The organism is Roseovarius albus (assembly GCF_900172335.1).
GTDB classification, from domain to species: domain Bacteria; phylum Pseudomonadota; class Alphaproteobacteria; order Rhodobacterales; family Rhodobacteraceae; genus Roseovarius; species Roseovarius albus.
On sequence record NZ_FWFX01000003.1, the window covers coordinates 1 to 16,383 of the forward strand.

General features: G+C 54.4%; 19 protein-coding genes and 2 tRNA genes. 5 read left to right on the forward strand and 16 right to left on the reverse strand.

Annotated elements, in window-relative coordinates:
- Nucleotides 1–107: 107 nt before the first annotated feature.
- The 3 genes from ROA7450_RS05340 to ROA7450_RS05350 all read right to left on the reverse strand — a co-directional run bounded on the left by ROA7450_RS05340 (nt 108) and on the right by ROA7450_RS05350 (nt 1,491).
- Nucleotides 108–722 carry a hypothetical protein gene (locus ROA7450_RS05340; protein WP_085804666.1) on the reverse strand — a complete coding sequence of 205 codons (615 nt, stop codon included), beginning with the start codon at nt 720–722 and terminating at the stop codon, nt 108–110.
- Between the two features lie 282 nt (nt 723–1,004).
- A tRNA-Ala gene (locus tag ROA7450_RS05345) sits at nt 1,005–1,080 on the reverse strand.
- Nucleotides 1,081–1,164: 84 nt separating this feature from the next.
- Nucleotides 1,165–1,491 (reverse strand): TIGR02300 family protein, encoded by a 327-nt coding sequence (locus tag ROA7450_RS05350; protein ID WP_085804667.1) that lies wholly within the window; start codon nt 1,489–1,491, stop codon nt 1,165–1,167.
- 109 nt (nt 1,492–1,600) lie between these two features.
- Here ROA7450_RS05350 and ROA7450_RS05355 point away from each other — a divergent pair, with 109 nt between their 5' ends.
- Both ROA7450_RS05355 and ROA7450_RS05360 read left to right on the forward strand, forming a co-directional pair.
- On the forward strand, nt 1,601–2,293 hold the full coding sequence (locus ROA7450_RS05355; protein WP_085804668.1) for a M48 family metallopeptidase: 693 nt from the start codon (nt 1,601–1,603) through the stop codon (nt 2,291–2,293).
- Between the two features lie 31 nt (nt 2,294–2,324).
- Nucleotides 2,325–2,972, forward strand: a complete 648-nt coding sequence (locus ROA7450_RS05360) for a GntR family transcriptional regulator (RefSeq protein ID WP_085804669.1) — start codon at nt 2,325–2,327, stop codon at nt 2,970–2,972.
- Here ROA7450_RS05360 and lipB read toward each other — a convergent pair.
- Nucleotides 2,969–3,619, reverse strand: a complete 651-nt coding sequence (gene lipB / locus ROA7450_RS05365; RefSeq protein ID WP_085804670.1) for a lipoyl(octanoyl) transferase LipB — start codon at nt 3,617–3,619, stop codon at nt 2,969–2,971. The genes ROA7450_RS05360 and lipB overlap by 4 nt on opposite strands.
- Before the next feature lie 172 nt (nt 3,620–3,791).
- On the opposite strand from lipB, the gene ROA7450_RS05370 reads away from it, so the two are divergent.
- Nucleotides 3,792–3,877 (forward strand) — tRNA-Leu (locus tag ROA7450_RS05370).
- Between the two features lie 263 nt (nt 3,878–4,140).
- Here ROA7450_RS05370 and ROA7450_RS05375 read toward each other — a convergent pair.
- The 8 genes from ROA7450_RS05375 to ROA7450_RS05410 all read right to left on the reverse strand — a co-directional run bounded on the left by ROA7450_RS05375 (nt 4,141) and on the right by ROA7450_RS05410 (nt 11,528).
- On the reverse strand, nt 4,141–5,175 hold the full coding sequence (locus tag ROA7450_RS05375) for a succinylglutamate desuccinylase/aspartoacylase family protein (RefSeq protein WP_085804671.1): 1,035 nt from the start codon (nt 5,173–5,175) through the stop codon (nt 4,141–4,143).
- Between the two features lie 89 nt (nt 5,176–5,264).
- Nucleotides 5,265–5,615 (reverse strand): H-type lectin domain-containing protein, encoded by a 351-nt coding sequence (locus ROA7450_RS05380; RefSeq protein ID WP_085804672.1) that lies wholly within the window; start codon nt 5,613–5,615, stop codon nt 5,265–5,267.
- 161 nt (nt 5,616–5,776) lie between these two features.
- Nucleotides 5,777–6,202: a F0F1 ATP synthase subunit epsilon gene (locus tag ROA7450_RS05385; RefSeq protein ID WP_085804673.1), complete on the reverse strand. Its 426-nt coding sequence runs from the start codon at nt 6,200–6,202 to the stop codon at nt 5,777–5,779.
- Between the two features lie 61 nt (nt 6,203–6,263).
- A complete protein-coding gene (atpD, locus tag ROA7450_RS05390) occupies nt 6,264–7,688 on the reverse strand; it encodes a F0F1 ATP synthase subunit beta (protein WP_085804674.1) in 1,425 nt (474 codons plus the stop codon).
- 17 nt (nt 7,689–7,705) lie between these two features.
- Nucleotides 7,706–8,584 carry a F0F1 ATP synthase subunit gamma gene (locus ROA7450_RS05395; protein ID WP_085804675.1) on the reverse strand — a complete coding sequence of 293 codons (879 nt, stop codon included), beginning with the start codon at nt 8,582–8,584 and terminating at the stop codon, nt 7,706–7,708.
- Between the two features lie 12 nt (nt 8,585–8,596).
- Complete coding sequence (gene atpA, locus ROA7450_RS05400; protein WP_085804676.1) at nt 8,597–10,135, reverse strand: F0F1 ATP synthase subunit alpha; 1,539 nt, start codon at nt 10,133–10,135, stop codon at nt 8,597–8,599.
- Entirely contained in the window at nt 10,136–10,702 is a 567-nt protein-coding gene (locus ROA7450_RS05405; protein ID WP_234999460.1) for a F0F1 ATP synthase subunit delta, read from the reverse strand. It abuts the gene before it with no gap.
- A gap of 361 nt (nt 10,703–11,063) precedes the next feature.
- A complete protein-coding gene (locus ROA7450_RS05410; RefSeq protein ID WP_085804677.1) occupies nt 11,064–11,528 on the reverse strand; it encodes an NUDIX hydrolase in 465 nt (154 codons plus the stop codon).
- A 126-nt stretch (nt 11,529–11,654) separates the two neighbouring features.
- On the opposite strand from ROA7450_RS05410, the gene ROA7450_RS05415 reads away from it, so the two are divergent.
- Complete coding sequence (locus ROA7450_RS05415; protein WP_085804678.1) at nt 11,655–12,005, forward strand: VanZ family protein; 351 nt, start codon at nt 11,655–11,657, stop codon at nt 12,003–12,005.
- Nucleotides 12,006–12,012: 7 nt separating this feature from the next.
- Here ROA7450_RS05415 and aroA read toward each other — a convergent pair whose 3' ends face one another.
- The 4 genes from aroA to ROA7450_RS05435 all read right to left on the reverse strand — a co-directional run bounded on the left by aroA (nt 12,013) and on the right by ROA7450_RS05435 (nt 15,048).
- Nucleotides 12,013–13,359 carry a 3-phosphoshikimate 1-carboxyvinyltransferase gene (gene aroA, locus ROA7450_RS05420; protein ID WP_085804679.1) on the reverse strand — a complete coding sequence of 449 codons (1,347 nt, stop codon included), beginning with the start codon at nt 13,357–13,359 and terminating at the stop codon, nt 12,013–12,015.
- Between the two features lie 81 nt (nt 13,360–13,440).
- Nucleotides 13,441–13,815: a RidA family protein gene (locus tag ROA7450_RS05425; protein ID WP_085804680.1), complete on the reverse strand. Its 375-nt coding sequence runs from the start codon at nt 13,813–13,815 to the stop codon at nt 13,441–13,443.
- A gap of 75 nt (nt 13,816–13,890) precedes the next feature.
- Complete coding sequence (locus ROA7450_RS05430; RefSeq protein ID WP_085804681.1) at nt 13,891–14,535, reverse strand: RluA family pseudouridine synthase; 645 nt, start codon at nt 14,533–14,535, stop codon at nt 13,891–13,893.
- A 78-nt stretch (nt 14,536–14,613) separates the two neighbouring features.
- On the reverse strand, nt 14,614–15,048 hold the full coding sequence (locus ROA7450_RS05435; RefSeq protein ID WP_159454005.1) for an ester cyclase: 435 nt from the start codon (nt 15,046–15,048) through the stop codon (nt 14,614–14,616).
- Nucleotides 15,049–15,271: 223 nt separating this feature from the next.
- Here ROA7450_RS05435 and aroC point away from each other — a divergent pair, with 223 nt between their 5' ends.
- Nucleotides 15,272–16,375, forward strand: a complete 1,104-nt coding sequence (gene aroC, locus ROA7450_RS05440; protein ID WP_085804683.1) for a chorismate synthase — start codon at nt 15,272–15,274, stop codon at nt 16,373–16,375.
- Nucleotides 16,376–16,383 lie beyond the last annotated feature (8 nt).

The window sequence follows — 16,383 nt, forward strand, 5'->3', positions numbered from 1 at the left end:
AAACAACGCGAAAGGATCAAACTGAAGACGCTCGAAGCGCGGCGCTTGCATCACCGCAAACACGCCGCATAATCAAACCAACAAGATGAGCCAAACTCTCACTTAGTTTAGGCCCACATTGGTTCCAAAAACTCTGGTGACGGACACGGGCGATCACCCTGCAATTCAATGAGCAGGTCTGTCCAAACCTGATAATCGTTCACCAGCTTCAGTGTCCATTGGCCTGTCTGCTCAGCCTCATTTTTCCTTTGCTCGAAGAGAACTGACAGCAGCGGCCCGGAAGCTGTTTCTGAGGGACCTCTTGCAACTTCGGTAGGGTTAAGGCCCGGATCGGGTCGCGCCCATTCTGGGTGGCTCCAAGGCGCACTGAGCGTCGCGTCGAAGTCGTATTTCTCAAAAGTTTTATCATGTTCCAGCAACGCCTTATTCAAGCCAATCGTAGCCTTGCGGATTTCATCAAGGATGGCCCAAAGAGTTTCTCTTGGCTGCTCCTGAGGAACGCCAGTTGCACTGCAAAATGATTGGAATTGCTGAGTGGCAAAGTCCTTCTTCATCAAATCCCAGAAGTCTTCATTGTCCATCTCATAGACTTGGATGGTATTAACCAAGAGTTCTTTCTCAGCTCCTGTATAGGGGCCGAGTTCATTCCTCCGTGCCTTTGCCTTCTCCAGTATACCCTTGAAGTGATCATACACCTTTGTGCGCAGTTCGCCGTGGTTCATGCCCGATGCTTCTATGTGCTTTGTTATTGTGTCGCCGTACACTGCAAGACGCCGTGCCAGAGTTCCAGCCTCTTTAGGGCACCTTGTACGCAATGACACCCGAAGGGTCCTACGTGTGGTGTTTGGTTTAGTGTGGGGTTTTGGTCCTGTGTCGGGCAGGGGCCAACGGAAGTAATAAATGCCATGTCTGGAAAGTGAGAGATATGCATGCTGCTTCATTTTGTGTCACACCTGTGTGTCACACTGCTCTAATGCTTGCTATCTAGTTGAACTATAAGGATTTGGTGGAGCCTAGGGGGATCGAACCCCTGACCTCTTGCATGCCATGCAAGCGCTCTCCCAGCTGAGCTAAGGCCCCAAACCATTAGGCGTCACCGCCTGTGCGCCGCTATTTATGAGAAGCGGCAGGCAGGATCAAGAGAAAAATCCTGCCCGTTGTTGGTTAATTATCATCGTCTTCCTGAGCGACATCAGCGATCTCGTCCAGCGAGACGTTTTCGTCGTCGTCATCGTCCAGAACATCATCGCCCAGATCGACATCAACGTCGTCATCATCGTCCAACACGTCCGCGTCATCGCCCATATTGGCGGCTTTCAGCTTTTGTGTTTCGCTGTCTTCAGCGTCCGCAATAATCGAGCGGTTCTTATTGTTTTCGATCTCCACGATCTCGCCGCTGTAGGGGCTAATGATCGGGTTCTTGTTCAGGTCATAAAATCGCTTTCCCGTGGTTGGGCAGATGCGTTTTACACCCCATTCTTCCTTGGGCATGGTTATCCCTTTCAAACTATCAAGTCATATCGACAATCTGCGCCACCTGCCATAACTGTAACAGGGTGTCAAAGGCTTTACGCCGCAGATCACAGATTCAGGAGGCGGTATGGGCCAACACGTGCTTTGGGGCAAGCCCAATGTTGAAATATTACTGCGCAAATCAGCAAAAGCACGCCGGATTTCCTTGCGCATCTCCGGATTAGATGGCCGCGTAACCCTGACCGTGCCCAAAGGCGTCTCTGAGCGTGAAGGCTTGAAGTTTGCCCGCCAAAAGGAAAGCTGGATTCGAGACCAGCTTTTGACGCGCCCCAATACTGTTGATGTGAGGTTTGATGCGACGATCCCGATCCAGGGGGAGCATATTCGAATCAAACCAAGTGCCGGGCGGCGTGTCGAATTATTCGACGAAATATTGCATGTCCCCGGTTCGGATGAAACCGTTGGTTCCAAGGTTCGGGCGTGGCTTAAGGCCCGGGCACGCGATCAATTGGCCGCCGCCTCTGACCACTACGCCGCACAATTGGGACTTGGCTACGCTCGCATCAGCATCCGCGACACGCGGTCCCGTTGGGGCTCGTGCTCTTCCGCCAAAGGACTGATGTATTCGTGGCGGCTTTATATGGCCCCGCCAGAGGTATTGAATTATGTGGCCGCACATGAGGTCGCACACCTTAAGGAAATGAACCACAGCCCCGCTTTCTGGACAGAGGTGGATGAGCTTTATCCGGGATATGAAACACCACGCCGTTGGCTGCGCGATTACGGATCAGACCTGCATCTCTATCGCTTCGGCGATTGACCTTATACGCAATTGTGATCACAAATAGACAATGTTGATTACTTCCCGACCAGATCCCTCCCCTCCCGCTCATGACCGCGTGTATCGCGGGCTGCGTCAGCGCATCATGCACGGCGAAATCGCGCCTGGCCAATCCATGACCATTCGTGGCGTTGGTTCTGAATTTGACGTATCAATGACCCCGTCACGCGAAGCAGTGCGTAAGTTAGCCGCCGAAGGGGCGTTAAACGTTTCCGGCTCGGGTCGTGTCTCAACACCCATTCTCAACAATGATCGGATCGAAGAGCTCGCAGCCCTACGCTCTTTGATTGAGGTCGAGCTAGCCAGCCGTGCCCTGCCCCGTGCGCACATCGCCCTGATCGAACGGCTGCAAAGCATCAACAGCCGGGTGAACGAGAGTATCCTGCGCCAGGATGCCGTAGGCTACATTAAAAACAACCTCGAATTTCACCGCACTCTGTATCTGCGGGCTCAGGCTCCAGCAATGCTGGCAATGGCTGAAACTGTCTGGCTACAGCTGGGCCCTACCATGCGCGCACTTTATGAACGCCTGCACCGCAAATCGCCGTCACAACATCATCCGATGATCATCAGCGCGCTTAAGGCCGGGGATGAACCCAGCCTGCGTCTTGCCGTCCGCTCAGATGTTACTCAGGGACTCAGAATGCTTCTGGCTTAGTTGCCAAACACCTCGGCAAATCGGCGCTGCAAGGCCACATCAACATCGCCGATCGTCACCGGCAGCCCAAGGTCGACAAGACTGGTCACCCCGTGCTCGGAAATGCCGCACGGAACGATGCCGCTAAAGTGCTCCAGATCTGGTTCCACATTGATCGAGATTCCATGGAAGCTGACCCATTTGCGCAGGCGGATTCCGATTGCGGCAATCTTGTCCTCAGGCCTTTGGCCAGTGACGGTTAAGGGCTTGTCGTCTCGCTCGACCCACACACCCACCCGACCAGCGCGGACCTCACCCGTGACGTTGAACTCGTCCAATGTCGCGATCACCCATTCTTCCAACTGACGCACAAACTGGCGCACATCCTTGCCGCGTTTGCCGACGTCCAGCATGATATAGACCACTCTTTGACCGGGTCCGTGATATGTATATTGCCCGCCTCGTTTACTGTCATAAACAGGAAATCTCTCAGGGTCCGTCAGATCATCAGAATTAGCAGATGTTCCCGCAGTATAGAGCGGCGGATGCTCCACCAGCCAGATCGCCTCGGAGGCTTCCCCTGCCGAAATTGCCGCAACCCGCGCCTCCATAAAGGCAACGGCGTCATCGTAACCCGTCAATCCGGTGGATGTTATCCACTCTACCATGCCCTGGTGCTCCAATTCTCGGCCCTTCGCCGCTTCTAAAACGTTTTCATGTTCTCGGAAAGTCGAAGATTGCACCAGCAAAAACGACTACGAAACAAGTCATCGCAATATACTCATTTTGCGCTTCACAAGCTCGAAGCGATTGCGTATAGACCCTGTCATCTGATCACGTGCGGTCGTGGCGGAATGGTAGACGCGCAGCGTTGAGGTCGCTGTGGGGTAACACCCGTGGAAGTTCGAGTCTTCTCGACCGCACCATCAGATTGATTTTACCTGAAAATTCAGATTATTACCTGCTTTAAAGGAGTTGCTTCGCCCCCTCGCTACAAAGGGCGCTACAAATGACAATCAAAATACCGCGCCAATCCAGCATGTGATGTTCGTAATTTTCCATGATGCCCGCCTATGCTTTGATGTGACCGGCAGCTGTCTTAGCCCCGTATAGCCTCAATTCGGGGCCAAGAAGGACGCGGCTCACAAATTACCCCTCTGCCCCTGCACGACGTAAAAACGTTAGGCCATCAGATGATTTCGTCTTCATCATAAAGTGGAGCCGCCTCAATCTGGGCATTGACGCCTTCTGCAGCTGCGTCCGCCCGCGCGGTTTCTGCAATGTGAAATAGTGCATCCCCTTCATAGACCACAGGCATGTTGGTGCGGCCGATAACAATACCATTGGTCTCAGACAGCACTTCGGCCTCGACCTCTCCAAATGGATCCGAAATCGCACCTAAAACTGTGCCAGACTGCACCACATCGCCAATGGTGACATACCCTCGAAACACGCCACCGGCAGGTGCCCTGTGCCAGCTGGAATCTCCGGCCAAAACGGGCGCATGCTTGACCTTAGGTACCCCCTTGCTCCCGATCATTCCAAGTTTATGCATGACACGCAAAATGCCGCTGACACCCGAGCGTGCTGCCAGTTCATCAAAACGCAACCCTTCTCCACCTTCGAAAAGCAACACATCCACCCCTGCCTCCTCTGCCGCCATACGTAAGGACCCCTCGCGTAGCTTCGATTGCATCATCACTGGAGCCCCAAATGCCTTACCCAATTCTGCCAACCGCTGATTTCCGGTTGTTAGCCGAATTTGCGGTAGGTTGTTGCGATGAATGGCCGCTGAGTGAAGGTCGATGCCGACGTTTGAGCGGTGCACAACTTCCGCCATGAAAATATGAGCAAGGCGCGACGCCATAGACCCCTGGCTGCCCCCTGGGAAACTCCGGTTCAAATCGCGCCGATCCGGCAGATAACGCGAATGATTCAAAAATCCGTAGGTATTAACGATTGGTACGGCCAGCAGAGTGCCAGCCATGGTTTTCAAAGCAGTAGCCTTAAGCAGCCTACGAACGATTTCTACCCCAATAACTTCGTCCCCGTGAATTGCGGCTGAGACGAACAGCACAGGACCCGGCTTGCGCCCGTGCACCACATGTACCGACAAATTCACTGGAGTGTGATCGCTTAGCGTGCTTACTGGGATATCAATAGTTTTTCGAACCCCGGGCGCGATGGAATGGCCACCGATTTCAAAGGGTTGACGTTTCAACATGAATAACCTGCCTTATGCTGCTTCAGGCAGCGTTAGGCAATAAACACGACGTTGTCTATCCCACCCTGATCGCTTCGCGCCGGGCTGTGTCAGTAAAGCTCCCAATCATCCGCATGTCCCAATGGCCCAATTGCCAGCCAGCCAACACGAGCTCGGGCCACACGCGTATCCCCCCACGTACGGAACACCACATCAAATCCTTCGACGGTGACGTTTTCGCTTGTCACATCAGCCCGGGCATTTGCCACTGTATCCATATCCCACATAGATAAGGATACATGAACACAAGGGGGCGCCTTAAAGGCATTACTAAAAGCAATCGACTTCCGTCTCAGGCGCGGACCCTTGCCGGTCCACATATCGCCGCCTTCTTCGAAATCTGAAAACAGGATCGTATCTCCCTGATCAATTCCGATAATCTGATTAATCAACTTCTTCATATAAGTTCACAACACACCAAATTTAAAACACTTTTAAAGTGCAATACAAAGTTCTTCGCACCGCTCGTCAATCTTCCTAAACCTGATTTTCGTCAAAAATTTGATAAAATATAGAAAAGGCCCGCCAAAGGCGGGCCACAATCTTGAGTATTTAGCAATACTTAGTTTGCGCTCAGGCCAATCTCGTCACCAATGGCCACCATGTCAGACAAAAGCTTGGCTGCTTCGTCAACCGGGCCAGGCTCATTCTGATAAGCGTCTTGGGCATTGCTCAGACGGGCATTCGCCTCTGCAATCATTGACGAGAAGTCTTCTTGAGTAATGGTTTCACGCGCCACGGCACGTTCCGCCAGGATCGAAATGCTGCTGCCATTAATTTCGGCAAAGCCGCCGGTCACAATATATTCGCTGGTGCCGGATTTACCGGTCACTTTGACGATACCGGGGCGCAGCGTGGTGATCAAAGGCGAGTGATCAGGCATCGCTGTCATGTCACCTTCCGATGCGGGGATCTGCACCTCGGTTGCCTCAACCGAAGTCAACAGGCGCTCGGGCGATACCAGATCGAATTGCACTGTGTCAGCCATAAGGCCCTCCTTGTGGTGTTCGTCGGGGCCCGTGAACCAGGCCCCGCCTCACATCGCTATCTTAAGCGGCTTCCGCTGCCATTTTTTCAGCTTTTGCGATCACGTCATCGATGCCGCCAACCATGTAGAAGGCGCCTTCTGGCAGGTGATCATATTCACCGGCAACAACGGCCTTGAACGAGTTGATCGTGTCTTCCAGTGGAACCTGAACACCGTCTGAACCGGTGAACACTTTCGCAACGTCAAACGGTTGTGACAGGAATCGTTCGATCTTACGCGCACGGGCGACGGCCAGTTTGTCTTCTTCTGACAGTTCGTCCATTCCGAGGATGGCGATGATGTCTTGAAGCGACTTGTAGCGCTGCAGGATCTGCTGAACGTCGGTTGCCACTTTGTAGTGCTCTTCACCGATGACCAGCGGGTCCAGAAGACGCGAGGTCGAACCCAGTGGATCCACAGCAGGGTAAATACCCTTTTCTGAAATCGCACGGTCCAGAACGGTTGTCGCATCAAGGTGCGCAAACGATGTCGCAGGCGCGGGGTCAGTCAAGTCATCCGCAGGAACATAAACGGCCTGAACCGATGTAATCGAACCATTTTTGGTCGATGAAATCCGTTCCTGCATCGCGCCCATGTCAGTCGCCAGCGTTGGCTGATAACCCACAGCCGAAGGAATACGACCCAACAGGGCCGAAACTTCGGAACCGGCTTGTGTAAAGCGGAAGATGTTATCAACAAAGAACAGAACGTCGGAACCGGATTGGTCACGGAACTGCTCCGCCAGTGTCAGACCTGACAGGGCAACACGCATACGCGCACCTGGAGGCTCGTTCATCTGGCCGTAAACCAGCGAAATTTTCGATTCTGACAGGTTATCAGGAACGATAACGCCGGATTCGATCATCTCGTGATACAGGTCGTTCCCTTCACGGGTCCGTTCACCAACACCAGCGAACACGGACACACCAGAGTGCACCTTCGCGATGTTGTTGATCAGTTCCATGATCAGAACGGTTTTGCCAACACCGGCACCACCGAACAGACCAATTTTACCACCTTTGGTGTAAGGGGCCAGAAGGTCGATAACTTTGATACCTGTTGTCAGGATCTCGGTTGCAGTTGACTGCTCGTCAAACGCTGGTGCGTCACCGTGGATAGCACGTGTTTCAGTTGCAGCAACCTCACCCTGTTCGTCAACCGGCTCGCCGATAACGTTCATGATGCGGCCCAAAGTAGCGTTTCCGACAGGAACGGAAATCGGCGCACCGGTGTCGGTGACTTCCTGGCCACGAACCAGACCTTCGGTCGCATCCATCGCGATGGTCCGAACAGTGCTTTCACCAAGGTGCTGAGCAACTTCCAGAACCAGTGTCTTGCCATTGTTGTCGGTGGTCAAAGAGTTCAGAATTTCGGGCAGGTCGCCGCTGAACTGAACGTCCACCACGGCGCCGATGACCTGGGTCACTGTGCCTTTTGCATTTGCCATGTTTCGTCTCCGGTCGTTTAGAGCGCTTCAGCGCCCGAAATAATTTCAATAAGCTCGTTGGTGATCACAGCTTGACGTGAGCGGTTAAACTGAATTGTCAGCTTGTCGATCATCTCACCAGCGTTACGTGTCGCGTTATCCATTGCCGACATCCGCGCGCCTTGCTCGGATGCGCCGTTCTCCAGCAGAGCGCTGAAAATCGCGGTGGCAACACCACGCGGCAGAAGGTCAGCCAATATCGCGGCTTCATCAGGTTCGTAGTCGTAGAACGCGCCGTCACCCTCATCCGTATCAAACGCGCTGACATCCGCTGGGATAATCTGCTGAATGGTCGGGATTTGGGTCACAACGTTCTGGAACCGTGAAAAGAAGATCTTCGCTACGTCAAACTCGCCTGCATCAAAGCGCGACAGAATATCGGCAGCAATGCTTTGTGCATTGGCGTAGCCCAATTTCTTGACCTCGCTCAGATCGACATGATGGATAAAGTGATCGCCCAGATCGCGTTTGATCGCGTCCCGGCCTTTTTTACCCACGGTGACAATCTTGACGGTCTTGCCTTCAGCCAGCAGTTTTTGAGCTTCAACACGCGCCATCTTGGCGATGTTCGAGTTGAACCCACCACAAAGCCCGCGCTCGCTCGTCATCACAACCAGCATATGCACCTGATCCGAACCGGTTCCAGACAACAGTTTGGGCGCACCAGCGCTATCGCCAACTGACGATGCCAGCTTGCCCATGACGTTGTTGAACCGCTCCGTGTACGGGCGCGATTGTTCGGCCGCTTCCTGGGCCCGCCGCAGTTTTGCGGCGGCCACCATTTGCATGGCCTTGGTGATCTTGCGGGTCGATTTGACCGACTCGATCCTGTTTTTAAGGTCCTTAAGGGACGGCATGCCTGTCTCCCCTTATGCGAAGTCTGCTGCGAACTCGTCCAGCGCTGCCTTGATCTTGTCCTCGGCTTCCCCTTTAACTTTCGGGTCTTCCTTGGTGATGTAATCCAGCAGATCGCTGTGCTTGCCACGCAGGTGCGCCAGCAAACCGGCCTCATAACGCCCAACTTCTTTCACATCGATCTTGTCCAGATACCCATTGGTACCAGCGTAGATCATGCAAACGATTTCGGCGTTGGTCAGTGGTGAATACTGCGGCTGTTTCATCAGCTCGGTTAGACGCGCACCACGGTTCAGCAACTGCTGGGTCGCGGCGTCGAGGTCTGAACCAAACTGCGCAAAAGCAGCCATTTCGCGGTACTGAGCCAGCGACAATTTAACCGGACCAGCAACCGATTTCATCGCGTTTGTTTGCGCCGAAGAGCCAACACGCGAAACTGACAGACCAGTGTTAACCGCAGGGCGGATACCTTGGTAGAACAGTTCGGTTTCAAGGAAGATCTGACCGTCGGTAATCGAAATCACGTTGGTTGGAATAAACGCCGAAACGTCACCACCTTGGGTTTCGATGATCGGCAGAGCCGTCAGTGAGCCAGCACCATTGTCTTCGTTCAGCTTGGCCGAACGCTCCAGCAAACGGGAGTGAAGATAGAAAACGTCACCAGGATAGGCTTCACGACCGGGTGGGCGACGCAGAAGCAGCGACATCTGACGATACGCAACCGCTTGCTTGGAAAGGTCATCATAGATGATCAGAGCGTGGCGACCGTTGTCACGGAAGTGCTCGGCCATCGCTGTCGCCGAATATGGCGCCAGGAACTGCATCGGAGCCGGGTCAGACGCGGTTGCCGCAACAACGATGGAATATTCCATCGCGCCGCTTTCTTCCAGCTTCTTCACCAGCTGCGCAACGGTGGAACGCTTTTGGCCAACCGCGACATATACGCAGTACAGCTTCTTGCTTTCATCGTCGCCAGCGGCTTCGTTGTAAACTTTTTGATTCAGGATGGTGTCCAGCGCGATGGCTGTTTTACCTGTCTGACGGTCACCAATAATCAGCTCGCGCTGGCCACGGCCAACCGGAATCATCGCGTCAACTGATTTCAGACCAGTCGCCATCGGCTCGTGAACCGATTTACGCGGAATAATGCCAGGCGCTTTGACGTCAGCCAGACCACGGGTTGTGGTCTCAATCGGGCCTTTGCCGTCCAGCGGGTTACCCAGACCGTCGACAACACGACCCAGCAGGCCGTCACCGATTGGCACGTCCACGATGGATTTGGTGCGCTTGACGGTGTCACCTTCTTTAATCTCACGGTCGGAACCAAAAATAACGATACCGACGTTATCGGCTTCCAGGTTCAGGGCCATCCCCATAACGTTACCGGGGAATTCGACCAGCTCACCAGCCTGAACATTGTCCAGACCATGAACCCGTGCAATCCCGTCACCAACAGACAGAACCCGGCCAACTTCGGCGACTTCCGCCTCTTGACCGAAATTCTTAATCTGGTCTTTCAGGATCGCAGAAATCTCTGCAGCTTGGATACCCATTTATCCGACCTCTTTCATTGCATTCTGTAGGGAGTTCAGGCGCGAAGCGATCGACGTATCGATCATTTTCGAGCCCACCTTAACGACAAGACCGCCGATGAGACTTTCATCAACGGTCGCACTAATCTTGACGTCCTTGCCAACGCGCGCTTTCAGCGTTTTGGCCAGTTTTTCGGACTGCGTCTTGGTCAGCGCCTTGGCACTGGTCACTTCGGCAGTCACTTCGCCTTTGTCCTCGGCGATGCGCGCGCTCAGCTGCGCAACAAGCTGCGGCAGAACAAACAGACGACGCTTTTGCGCCATCAGGCTCAGGCCGTTTTGCAGTTCTGGGACAAGTTTCATCTTCTTGCCTACCGCTGCAATCGCCGTGCCTTGTTCTGCACGAGGCACAACCGGGCTTTGGATCAGGTCGCGCAGTTCAGCACTGTCATCTAGTGCTGCGGCAAGATCAGTTAAATTCTTCTCGAGTTTCGTCAAAGAGCCGGACTCTTTCGAAATCTCGAAGATCGCGGTGGCATAGCGCTCGGCAATGCCTGATGAGATCGAAGCTGGTTCGGACACGTCCACCCTTCCGATTTTTGGCCCCGGTTTTAGCTCTTGCTGGCTCGATCCGGGGGCGTTGAACACAGTGCTCCATCCTGAACACCGATTTTCCGCGTGGGTGTAGCAGAGCCTTGCCCACCTCGCAAGCTAGTTGGCGTAGAGTTTGCGACAGTGAATATTTATATATTTCAGAACCTTAACCAGACTGCGACCGAATGTGCCGAATTTAAATCTTGAAAAACCACTGGTTTCCACATGTTTTCTGCGATTCCTCTTTATCGATCCCCACAGCTGGTAGCGTTAGCAGCCTCAATTTACGTTACACCCCGCATACCTCCGACGGGGTATATCAAACCTTGATTTGCTTCCTATCAAAGCATGATGCCTAGTTCTTTTGTATCAAGAGATGCGGATGTGCCTCACGCACGATGAATTCCTCTTCAACATGACGCAGCACATTCCTATGCCCGGCAAAGGGCACCATGTCTCTGGCCTTATCAAAGGGCACCCAACGACTCTCGCTGTGTTCTTGGTTCAAAACGACGGCGTCGCCCTCATCAATAAACGCAACGAACACCGGGGCCATGGTGATGGCATTGCGATCAGTTTCATAGAACTGCTCGCAGATGTCGGCAGAATACAGCGCCTGCGCCTCCAACCCGGTTTCTTCGCGCAATTCACGCACTGCAGCCTGCCAAGCCGTTTCGCCCTCTTCGATGCTGCCCGCAATCTGGCACCATTCCCCGACCAGTGTTTCATTCCGCTTCAAAAGCAACACTTCAACTCTGGCCGCCGTCCGCCTAAGGGCAACTAGAGACACCATAAAGGCACGTATAGGGATTTCTGGCATTCGAGAGCGACCTACATTCTATTGATCTGCCAGATTAGAGGGATGGAATTTATTCTTCAACGCTCTCAACAGACAACGTTCCATTTCTGCCTTTTCGCGCTCAGGCGAACAGTATAGGTCATCACCATGAAACATTCCGTCGCCATTGCCCTGACCTGTGCCACCGCCTTGTTGATCGCATACGGGACTTTAAAGCCATCCGAACCTGGCGGGACGCCGTTGTTCCTTACCGATAAGCAAATGCACTTTCTTGCCTTCGCCTTGCTCACGTTGCCGTATGGCTGGGTGCGTCCTAAAGCCATTTGGTGGCTGGTACCTCTAGCAGTTCTCTATGGTGGAGCAATTGAGATGATCCAGCCCGCTTTTGAGCGTGGCGCAGAATGGCTGGACCTATTGGCAGATAGCCTCGGGGCGTTAGCTGGAGTGGCCCCGGGGCAACTTAGGGCGCGTATCAGGGCACGTAGTCGCACAATATAGAACCGATTTAAGAGCGACGAACATCCGCCCCCAACTGCGCCATCAACGGCTCGAAGATCGGAAAAGAGGTCGCGATTGGACCTCCATCGTCAACGCTGACAGGTGCCTTAGTCGACAGGCCCAGCACCATGAATGACATGGCGATCCGGTGATCCAGATGACTTTCACAGGTGGCCCCGCCGGGGACATTGCCTATACCTTTGCCGGTCACGATCCACCAGTCTTCGCCCTCTTCGACCTCAACGCCATTAGCACGCAGACCTGTGGCCATAGCATCGATGCGGTCCGATTCCTTCACCCGCAGTTCTTTTACACCGCGCATCACGGTTTGCCCTTCGGCATTGGCCGCAACAACAGACAACACTGGATATTCATCAATCATGCTGGCCGCACGCCATTCGGGCACCTCGATGCCCTTCATATTCGGCGAATATTTTGCGCGCAGATCGGCAACCGGCTCACCACCCTCTTCTCGCAGGTGTTCATAGGTCAGATCCGCGCCCATTTCGCGCAAAGTATCGAACAGACCTGCGCGGGTTGGATTCAGGCCAATATTGGGCACCAAGACATCCGACCCTTCAGTGATCAGAGCCGCACAAACCGGAAAGGCTGCACTTGATGGATCGCGTGGTACCGCAATGGTCTGCGGCTTCAACTCAGGTTGTCCTGTCAAGGTAATCACCCGACCATCGTTGGTTTCTTCGGTGCTGATTTTTGCACCAAACCCCGCCAGCATCCGCTCAGTATGGTCGCGCGTGGCTTCCTGCTCGATCACCACGGTCTGGCCGGGCGCATTCAAACCTGCCAACAAAACCGCTGATTTCACCTGCGCGGATGGCACAGGAACCGTGTATTTCACCGGCACAGGGCTATCGGCACCGACGATGGTCATAGGCAAGCGGCCACCGGAACGGCCGACCGTCTGCGCGCCAAACAAGGCCAGCGGATCCGTGACCCGCGCCATCGGGCGTTTGTTCAGGCTCGCATCGCCGGTGAATGTCACCGAAATCGGACAGGTCGCCATTGCGCCCATGATCAGGCGCACACCGGTGCCCGAGTTGCCACAATCAATCACCTGATCCGGCTCGGCAAAGCCGCCAACGCCAACGCCATGCACCGACCACGACCCATCATCGTGTTTGGTCACCTCGGCGCCAAAAGCCTGCATGGCCTTGGCTGTGTCCAGAACGTCCTCGCCTTCCAGCAAGCCAGTGATTTTGGTCTCACCCACAGCCATCGCGCCCAAGATCAGTGACCGATGCGATATCGATTTGTCCCCCGGCACATCCGCCACCCCGGACAGGCCGGTCGATTTGTAAGATGTCATCGGGATGGGAGTACCGTGGCCAGACATGGGCGCACCTTTCTGTCTAAAGTTCCGCGACGCTGATAGCGCAACCACTGGGCCGCGTCCATCAGCATCACAGGGCTAAAGTTATTTGCGCGATTGTTCCGGTTTCGGAGCTTCCGCCGCGATCACCAGAAACTCGACCTTGAGCACAGGTCGCGCCAGTTTGGATTCACCACAGGCTCGCGCGGGCGCATGACCCGGAGCAACCCAGTTGTCCCAGACCGAATTCATCTCGGCAAAGTCATTGATATCCGCCAGCCAGATCGTAGTGTGCAGAATCCGGGTCTTATCCGATCCCGCCTCTTCCAACAGCGCCTCGATCTTTTCAAGACAGGCCCGCGTCTGGCCCGCTACATCCTCATGAGTGTCGTCTACCTGACCGGTCAGATAGATCACGCCGTTAAAAGAAACGATTTTGCTGGAACGCTGGCCAACATGGTGGCGCACGATATCACTCATGGTCTGATGTCCTTTGATAGATGTTCACGCATTCCCTGCCCGATCTGACGACAAGGGGCAAGAGAGCATCACCAATCAGAACGGCACTTTCGCCCGAAACGACATGCCGCGCCCGCTTTCAGGGTGATTCACCCGTAATTCCTGTGCGTGCAACATCATCCGCTCATGATCCGCAGCAGCGCCTTCGGCATAGAGCGGATCGCCTAGAATCGGATGCCCCAAGGCCAACATATGCACCCGCAACTGATGGCTACGCCCGGTTTGTGGCAACAGCCGCACGCGGGTCTCGTCTTGTGCGGTTTTCAATACCCGCCAATCGGTGATCGCCTCTTTGCCAGTCTCGTGGCACACCATCTGGCGCGGGCGGTTTTCCCAATCCACGATCAGCGGCAAATCAACGGTTCCGGTCTTTTCTTCGATCTTTCCTGCCACGCGCGCCACATAAGTTTTCTTAGTCTTGCGCGTTTCAAACTGCATCGACAATGAGCGCTGCGCATGGGGTGTCAGGCCAAACACCATCACACCCGACGTATCGCGATCCAACCGATGCACTAATAACGCCGTCGGAAACGCCTCTTGCACGCGGGTCAGCAGGCAATCGGCCAGATGCTCCCCCCGCCCCGGCACGGACAACAAGCCAGCCGGTTTGTTGACGGCCAGAATCTCGTAATCCTCATGCAGGACATCAAGCGGCGTATCGGGGGGAAAGTAATTTGACATATGGTCCGACTACAGCAAGAACACACTCAAGAGCCAGCCTTTATTGTACAATCACGGCTATGCGGACGAAGAGGCCGCTCAGTTTGCTTGATGAGCAATAAGTTGTTTTCTTAGTGCTGTCTCGTCCTGCAAGCCCCAGAACTCGGCTAGCCTGCCATCTTTGATCTTGTAGATACTAATTATCTTGAATTCGACGCGATTTCCGCTGGCTGGAAATCCTAGCCATTCACCTGAGTGGGTTGCTGTAAGGGTTTTGTAAGCTACAACCGTATCGCCTTCAGAAATCAACTTCTCAACATCTGCATGCAAGTCCGGGAAAGCTTCCAAGAAAAAAGCATAGCCTTGTTTTAGCCCTTCGATCCCGCCGACGAATGCTCCGCCACCACTTGCGGTATGATCGATGAAGTCCTCAGCGAAAACTTCTGCGATTGCTTCAAGCGAATGACCATTTTGAATTTCGTCAACGTAGCGCTGAACGACGGCTTTATTGGCTTCGGTGTCCGAGCTTTCCAAACCTATCCCCCTGGTGCCCATTCTACACAATGAGGCTGACTACGGTGGGTCTAGTCAAGGTTTTCTTTAAATTCAGACGGCTGCTCTGCGCTCAAAGCAGACCTTTCTTGCATAGCAGCATCCTGCATTGATAAATCCTTATCAAGGCCAGAAAGCAGATTACCTAAAACCGCTTGAGGCGCAGCGCACGCAGATATACACCGCTCTCAAAGGAGCCCCGCTTATGAGCCTGAATACATTTGGTCATCTCTTCCGCGTCACCACTTGGGGTGAAAGCCACGGACCCGCCTTGGGCGCCACGGTTGATGGCTGCCCTCCGGGCGTGCCGATTACGCCAGAGATGCTGCAAAAATGGCTCGATAAGCGCCGCCCCGGTCAGAACAAGAACACCACCCAACGCAATGAGCCTGATGCGGTTGAAATCCTGTCGGGCGTGTACGAGGGTCAAACCACCGGCACGCCAGTACAGTTGATGATCAAGAACACCGATCAGCGTTCCAAGGACTACGGTGAGATCGCCAAGACATTCCGCCCTGGTCACGCTGATATCACTTATCACCAGAAATACGGCCTGCGTGACCCGCGTGGCGGTGGTCGTAGTTCGGCCCGTGAAACCGCCGCCCGCGTTGCGGCAGGAGGACTGGCTCGTGCAGCACTCGCCGAACTGGCCTCAAACGTCGAGATCAAAGGCTACATGACCCGTATGGGCGATCTCGAAATTGACCGCAGCCGGTTTGACTGGGATGCCATCGAAGGCAATGACTTCTGGATCCCAGATGCCGAGGCCGCCCCGGAGTGGGAGGCTTACCTACAAAGCATTCGCAAGGAACATAACTCTGTCGGGGCCGAGATCGAAGTTGTCGCCCGCAATATCCCCGCCGGTCTGGGCGCGCCGGTCTATGGCAAGCTGGATACCGATCTGGCCGCCGCGATGATGTCGATCAATGCCGTCAAAGGTGTTGAAATTGGCGAAGGTATGGCCGCCGCCCGCCTCAAGGGCACGGAAAATGCGGATGAGATTTACATGGGTGCAAATGGCCCTGAGTACAGCTCGAACCATTCAGGTGGCATCTTGGGGGGCATCTCAACCGGTCAGGATGTGGTCGTGCGTTTCGCTGTCAAACCCACCTCTTCGATCCTCACGCCGCGCAAATCCATCCGCATCGACGGTAGCCCCACGGAAGTGATCACCAAAGGCCGCCACGACCCCTGCGTCGGCATCCGCGCCGTGCCGGTGGCCGAAGCGATGATGGCCTGCGTGATCCTTGACCATCTGCTGCTGCATCGCGGCCAAATCGGTGACGACCCCCGCGGCAGCATCGGTTAAAAGGAATT

Excerpts from the sequence above, each read along its gene's own strand:
- lipB (WP_085804670.1), bottom strand. The coding sequence starts at position 3,619 with ATGGTAGAGTGGATAACATCCACCGGATTGACGGGTTACGATGACGCC.
- ROA7450_RS05350 (WP_085804667.1), bottom strand. The coding sequence starts at position 1,491 with ATGCCCAAGGAAGAATGGGGTGTAAAACGCATCTGCCCAACCACGGGA.
- atpD (WP_085804674.1), bottom strand. The coding sequence starts at position 7,688 with ATGGCAAATGCAAAAGGCACAGTGACCCAGGTCATCGGCGCCGTGGTG.
- ROA7450_RS05360 (WP_085804669.1), top strand. The coding sequence starts at position 2,325 with ATGTTGATTACTTCCCGACCAGATCCCTCCCCTCCCGCTCATGACCGC.
- ROA7450_RS05385 (WP_085804673.1), bottom strand. The coding sequence starts at position 6,202 with ATGGCTGACACAGTGCAATTCGATCTGGTATCGCCCGAGCGCCTGTTG.
- atpA (WP_085804676.1), bottom strand. The coding sequence starts at position 10,135 with ATGGGTATCCAAGCTGCAGAGATTTCTGCGATCCTGAAAGACCAGATT.
- ROA7450_RS05425 (WP_085804680.1), bottom strand. The coding sequence starts at position 13,815 with ATGAGTGATATCGTGCGCCACCATGTTGGCCAGCGTTCCAGCAAAATC.
- ROA7450_RS05340 (WP_085804666.1), bottom strand. The coding sequence starts at position 722 with ATGAACCACGGCGAACTGCGCACAAAGGTGTATGATCACTTCAAGGGT.
- ROA7450_RS05395 (WP_085804675.1), bottom strand. The coding sequence starts at position 8,584 with ATGCCGTCCCTTAAGGACCTTAAAAACAGGATCGAGTCGGTCAAATCG.
- ROA7450_RS05380 (WP_085804672.1), bottom strand. The coding sequence starts at position 5,615 with ATGAAGAAGTTGATTAATCAGATTATCGGAATTGATCAGGGAGATACG.
- aroA (WP_085804679.1), bottom strand. The coding sequence starts at position 13,359 with ATGTCTGGCCACGGTACTCCCATCCCGATGACATCTTACAAATCGACC.
- ROA7450_RS05430 (WP_085804681.1), bottom strand. The coding sequence starts at position 14,535 with ATGTCAAATTACTTTCCCCCCGATACGCCGCTTGATGTCCTGCATGAG.
- aroC (WP_085804683.1), top strand. The coding sequence starts at position 15,272 with ATGAGCCTGAATACATTTGGTCATCTCTTCCGCGTCACCACTTGGGGT.
- ROA7450_RS05375 (WP_085804671.1), bottom strand. The coding sequence starts at position 5,175 with ATGTTGAAACGTCAACCCTTTGAAATCGGTGGCCATTCCATCGCGCCC.
- ROA7450_RS05415 (WP_085804678.1), top strand. The coding sequence starts at position 11,655 with ATGAAACATTCCGTCGCCATTGCCCTGACCTGTGCCACCGCCTTGTTG.
- ROA7450_RS05410 (WP_085804677.1), bottom strand. The coding sequence starts at position 11,528 with ATGCCAGAAATCCCTATACGTGCCTTTATGGTGTCTCTAGTTGCCCTT.
- ROA7450_RS05355 (WP_085804668.1), top strand. The coding sequence starts at position 1,601 with ATGGGCCAACACGTGCTTTGGGGCAAGCCCAATGTTGAAATATTACTG.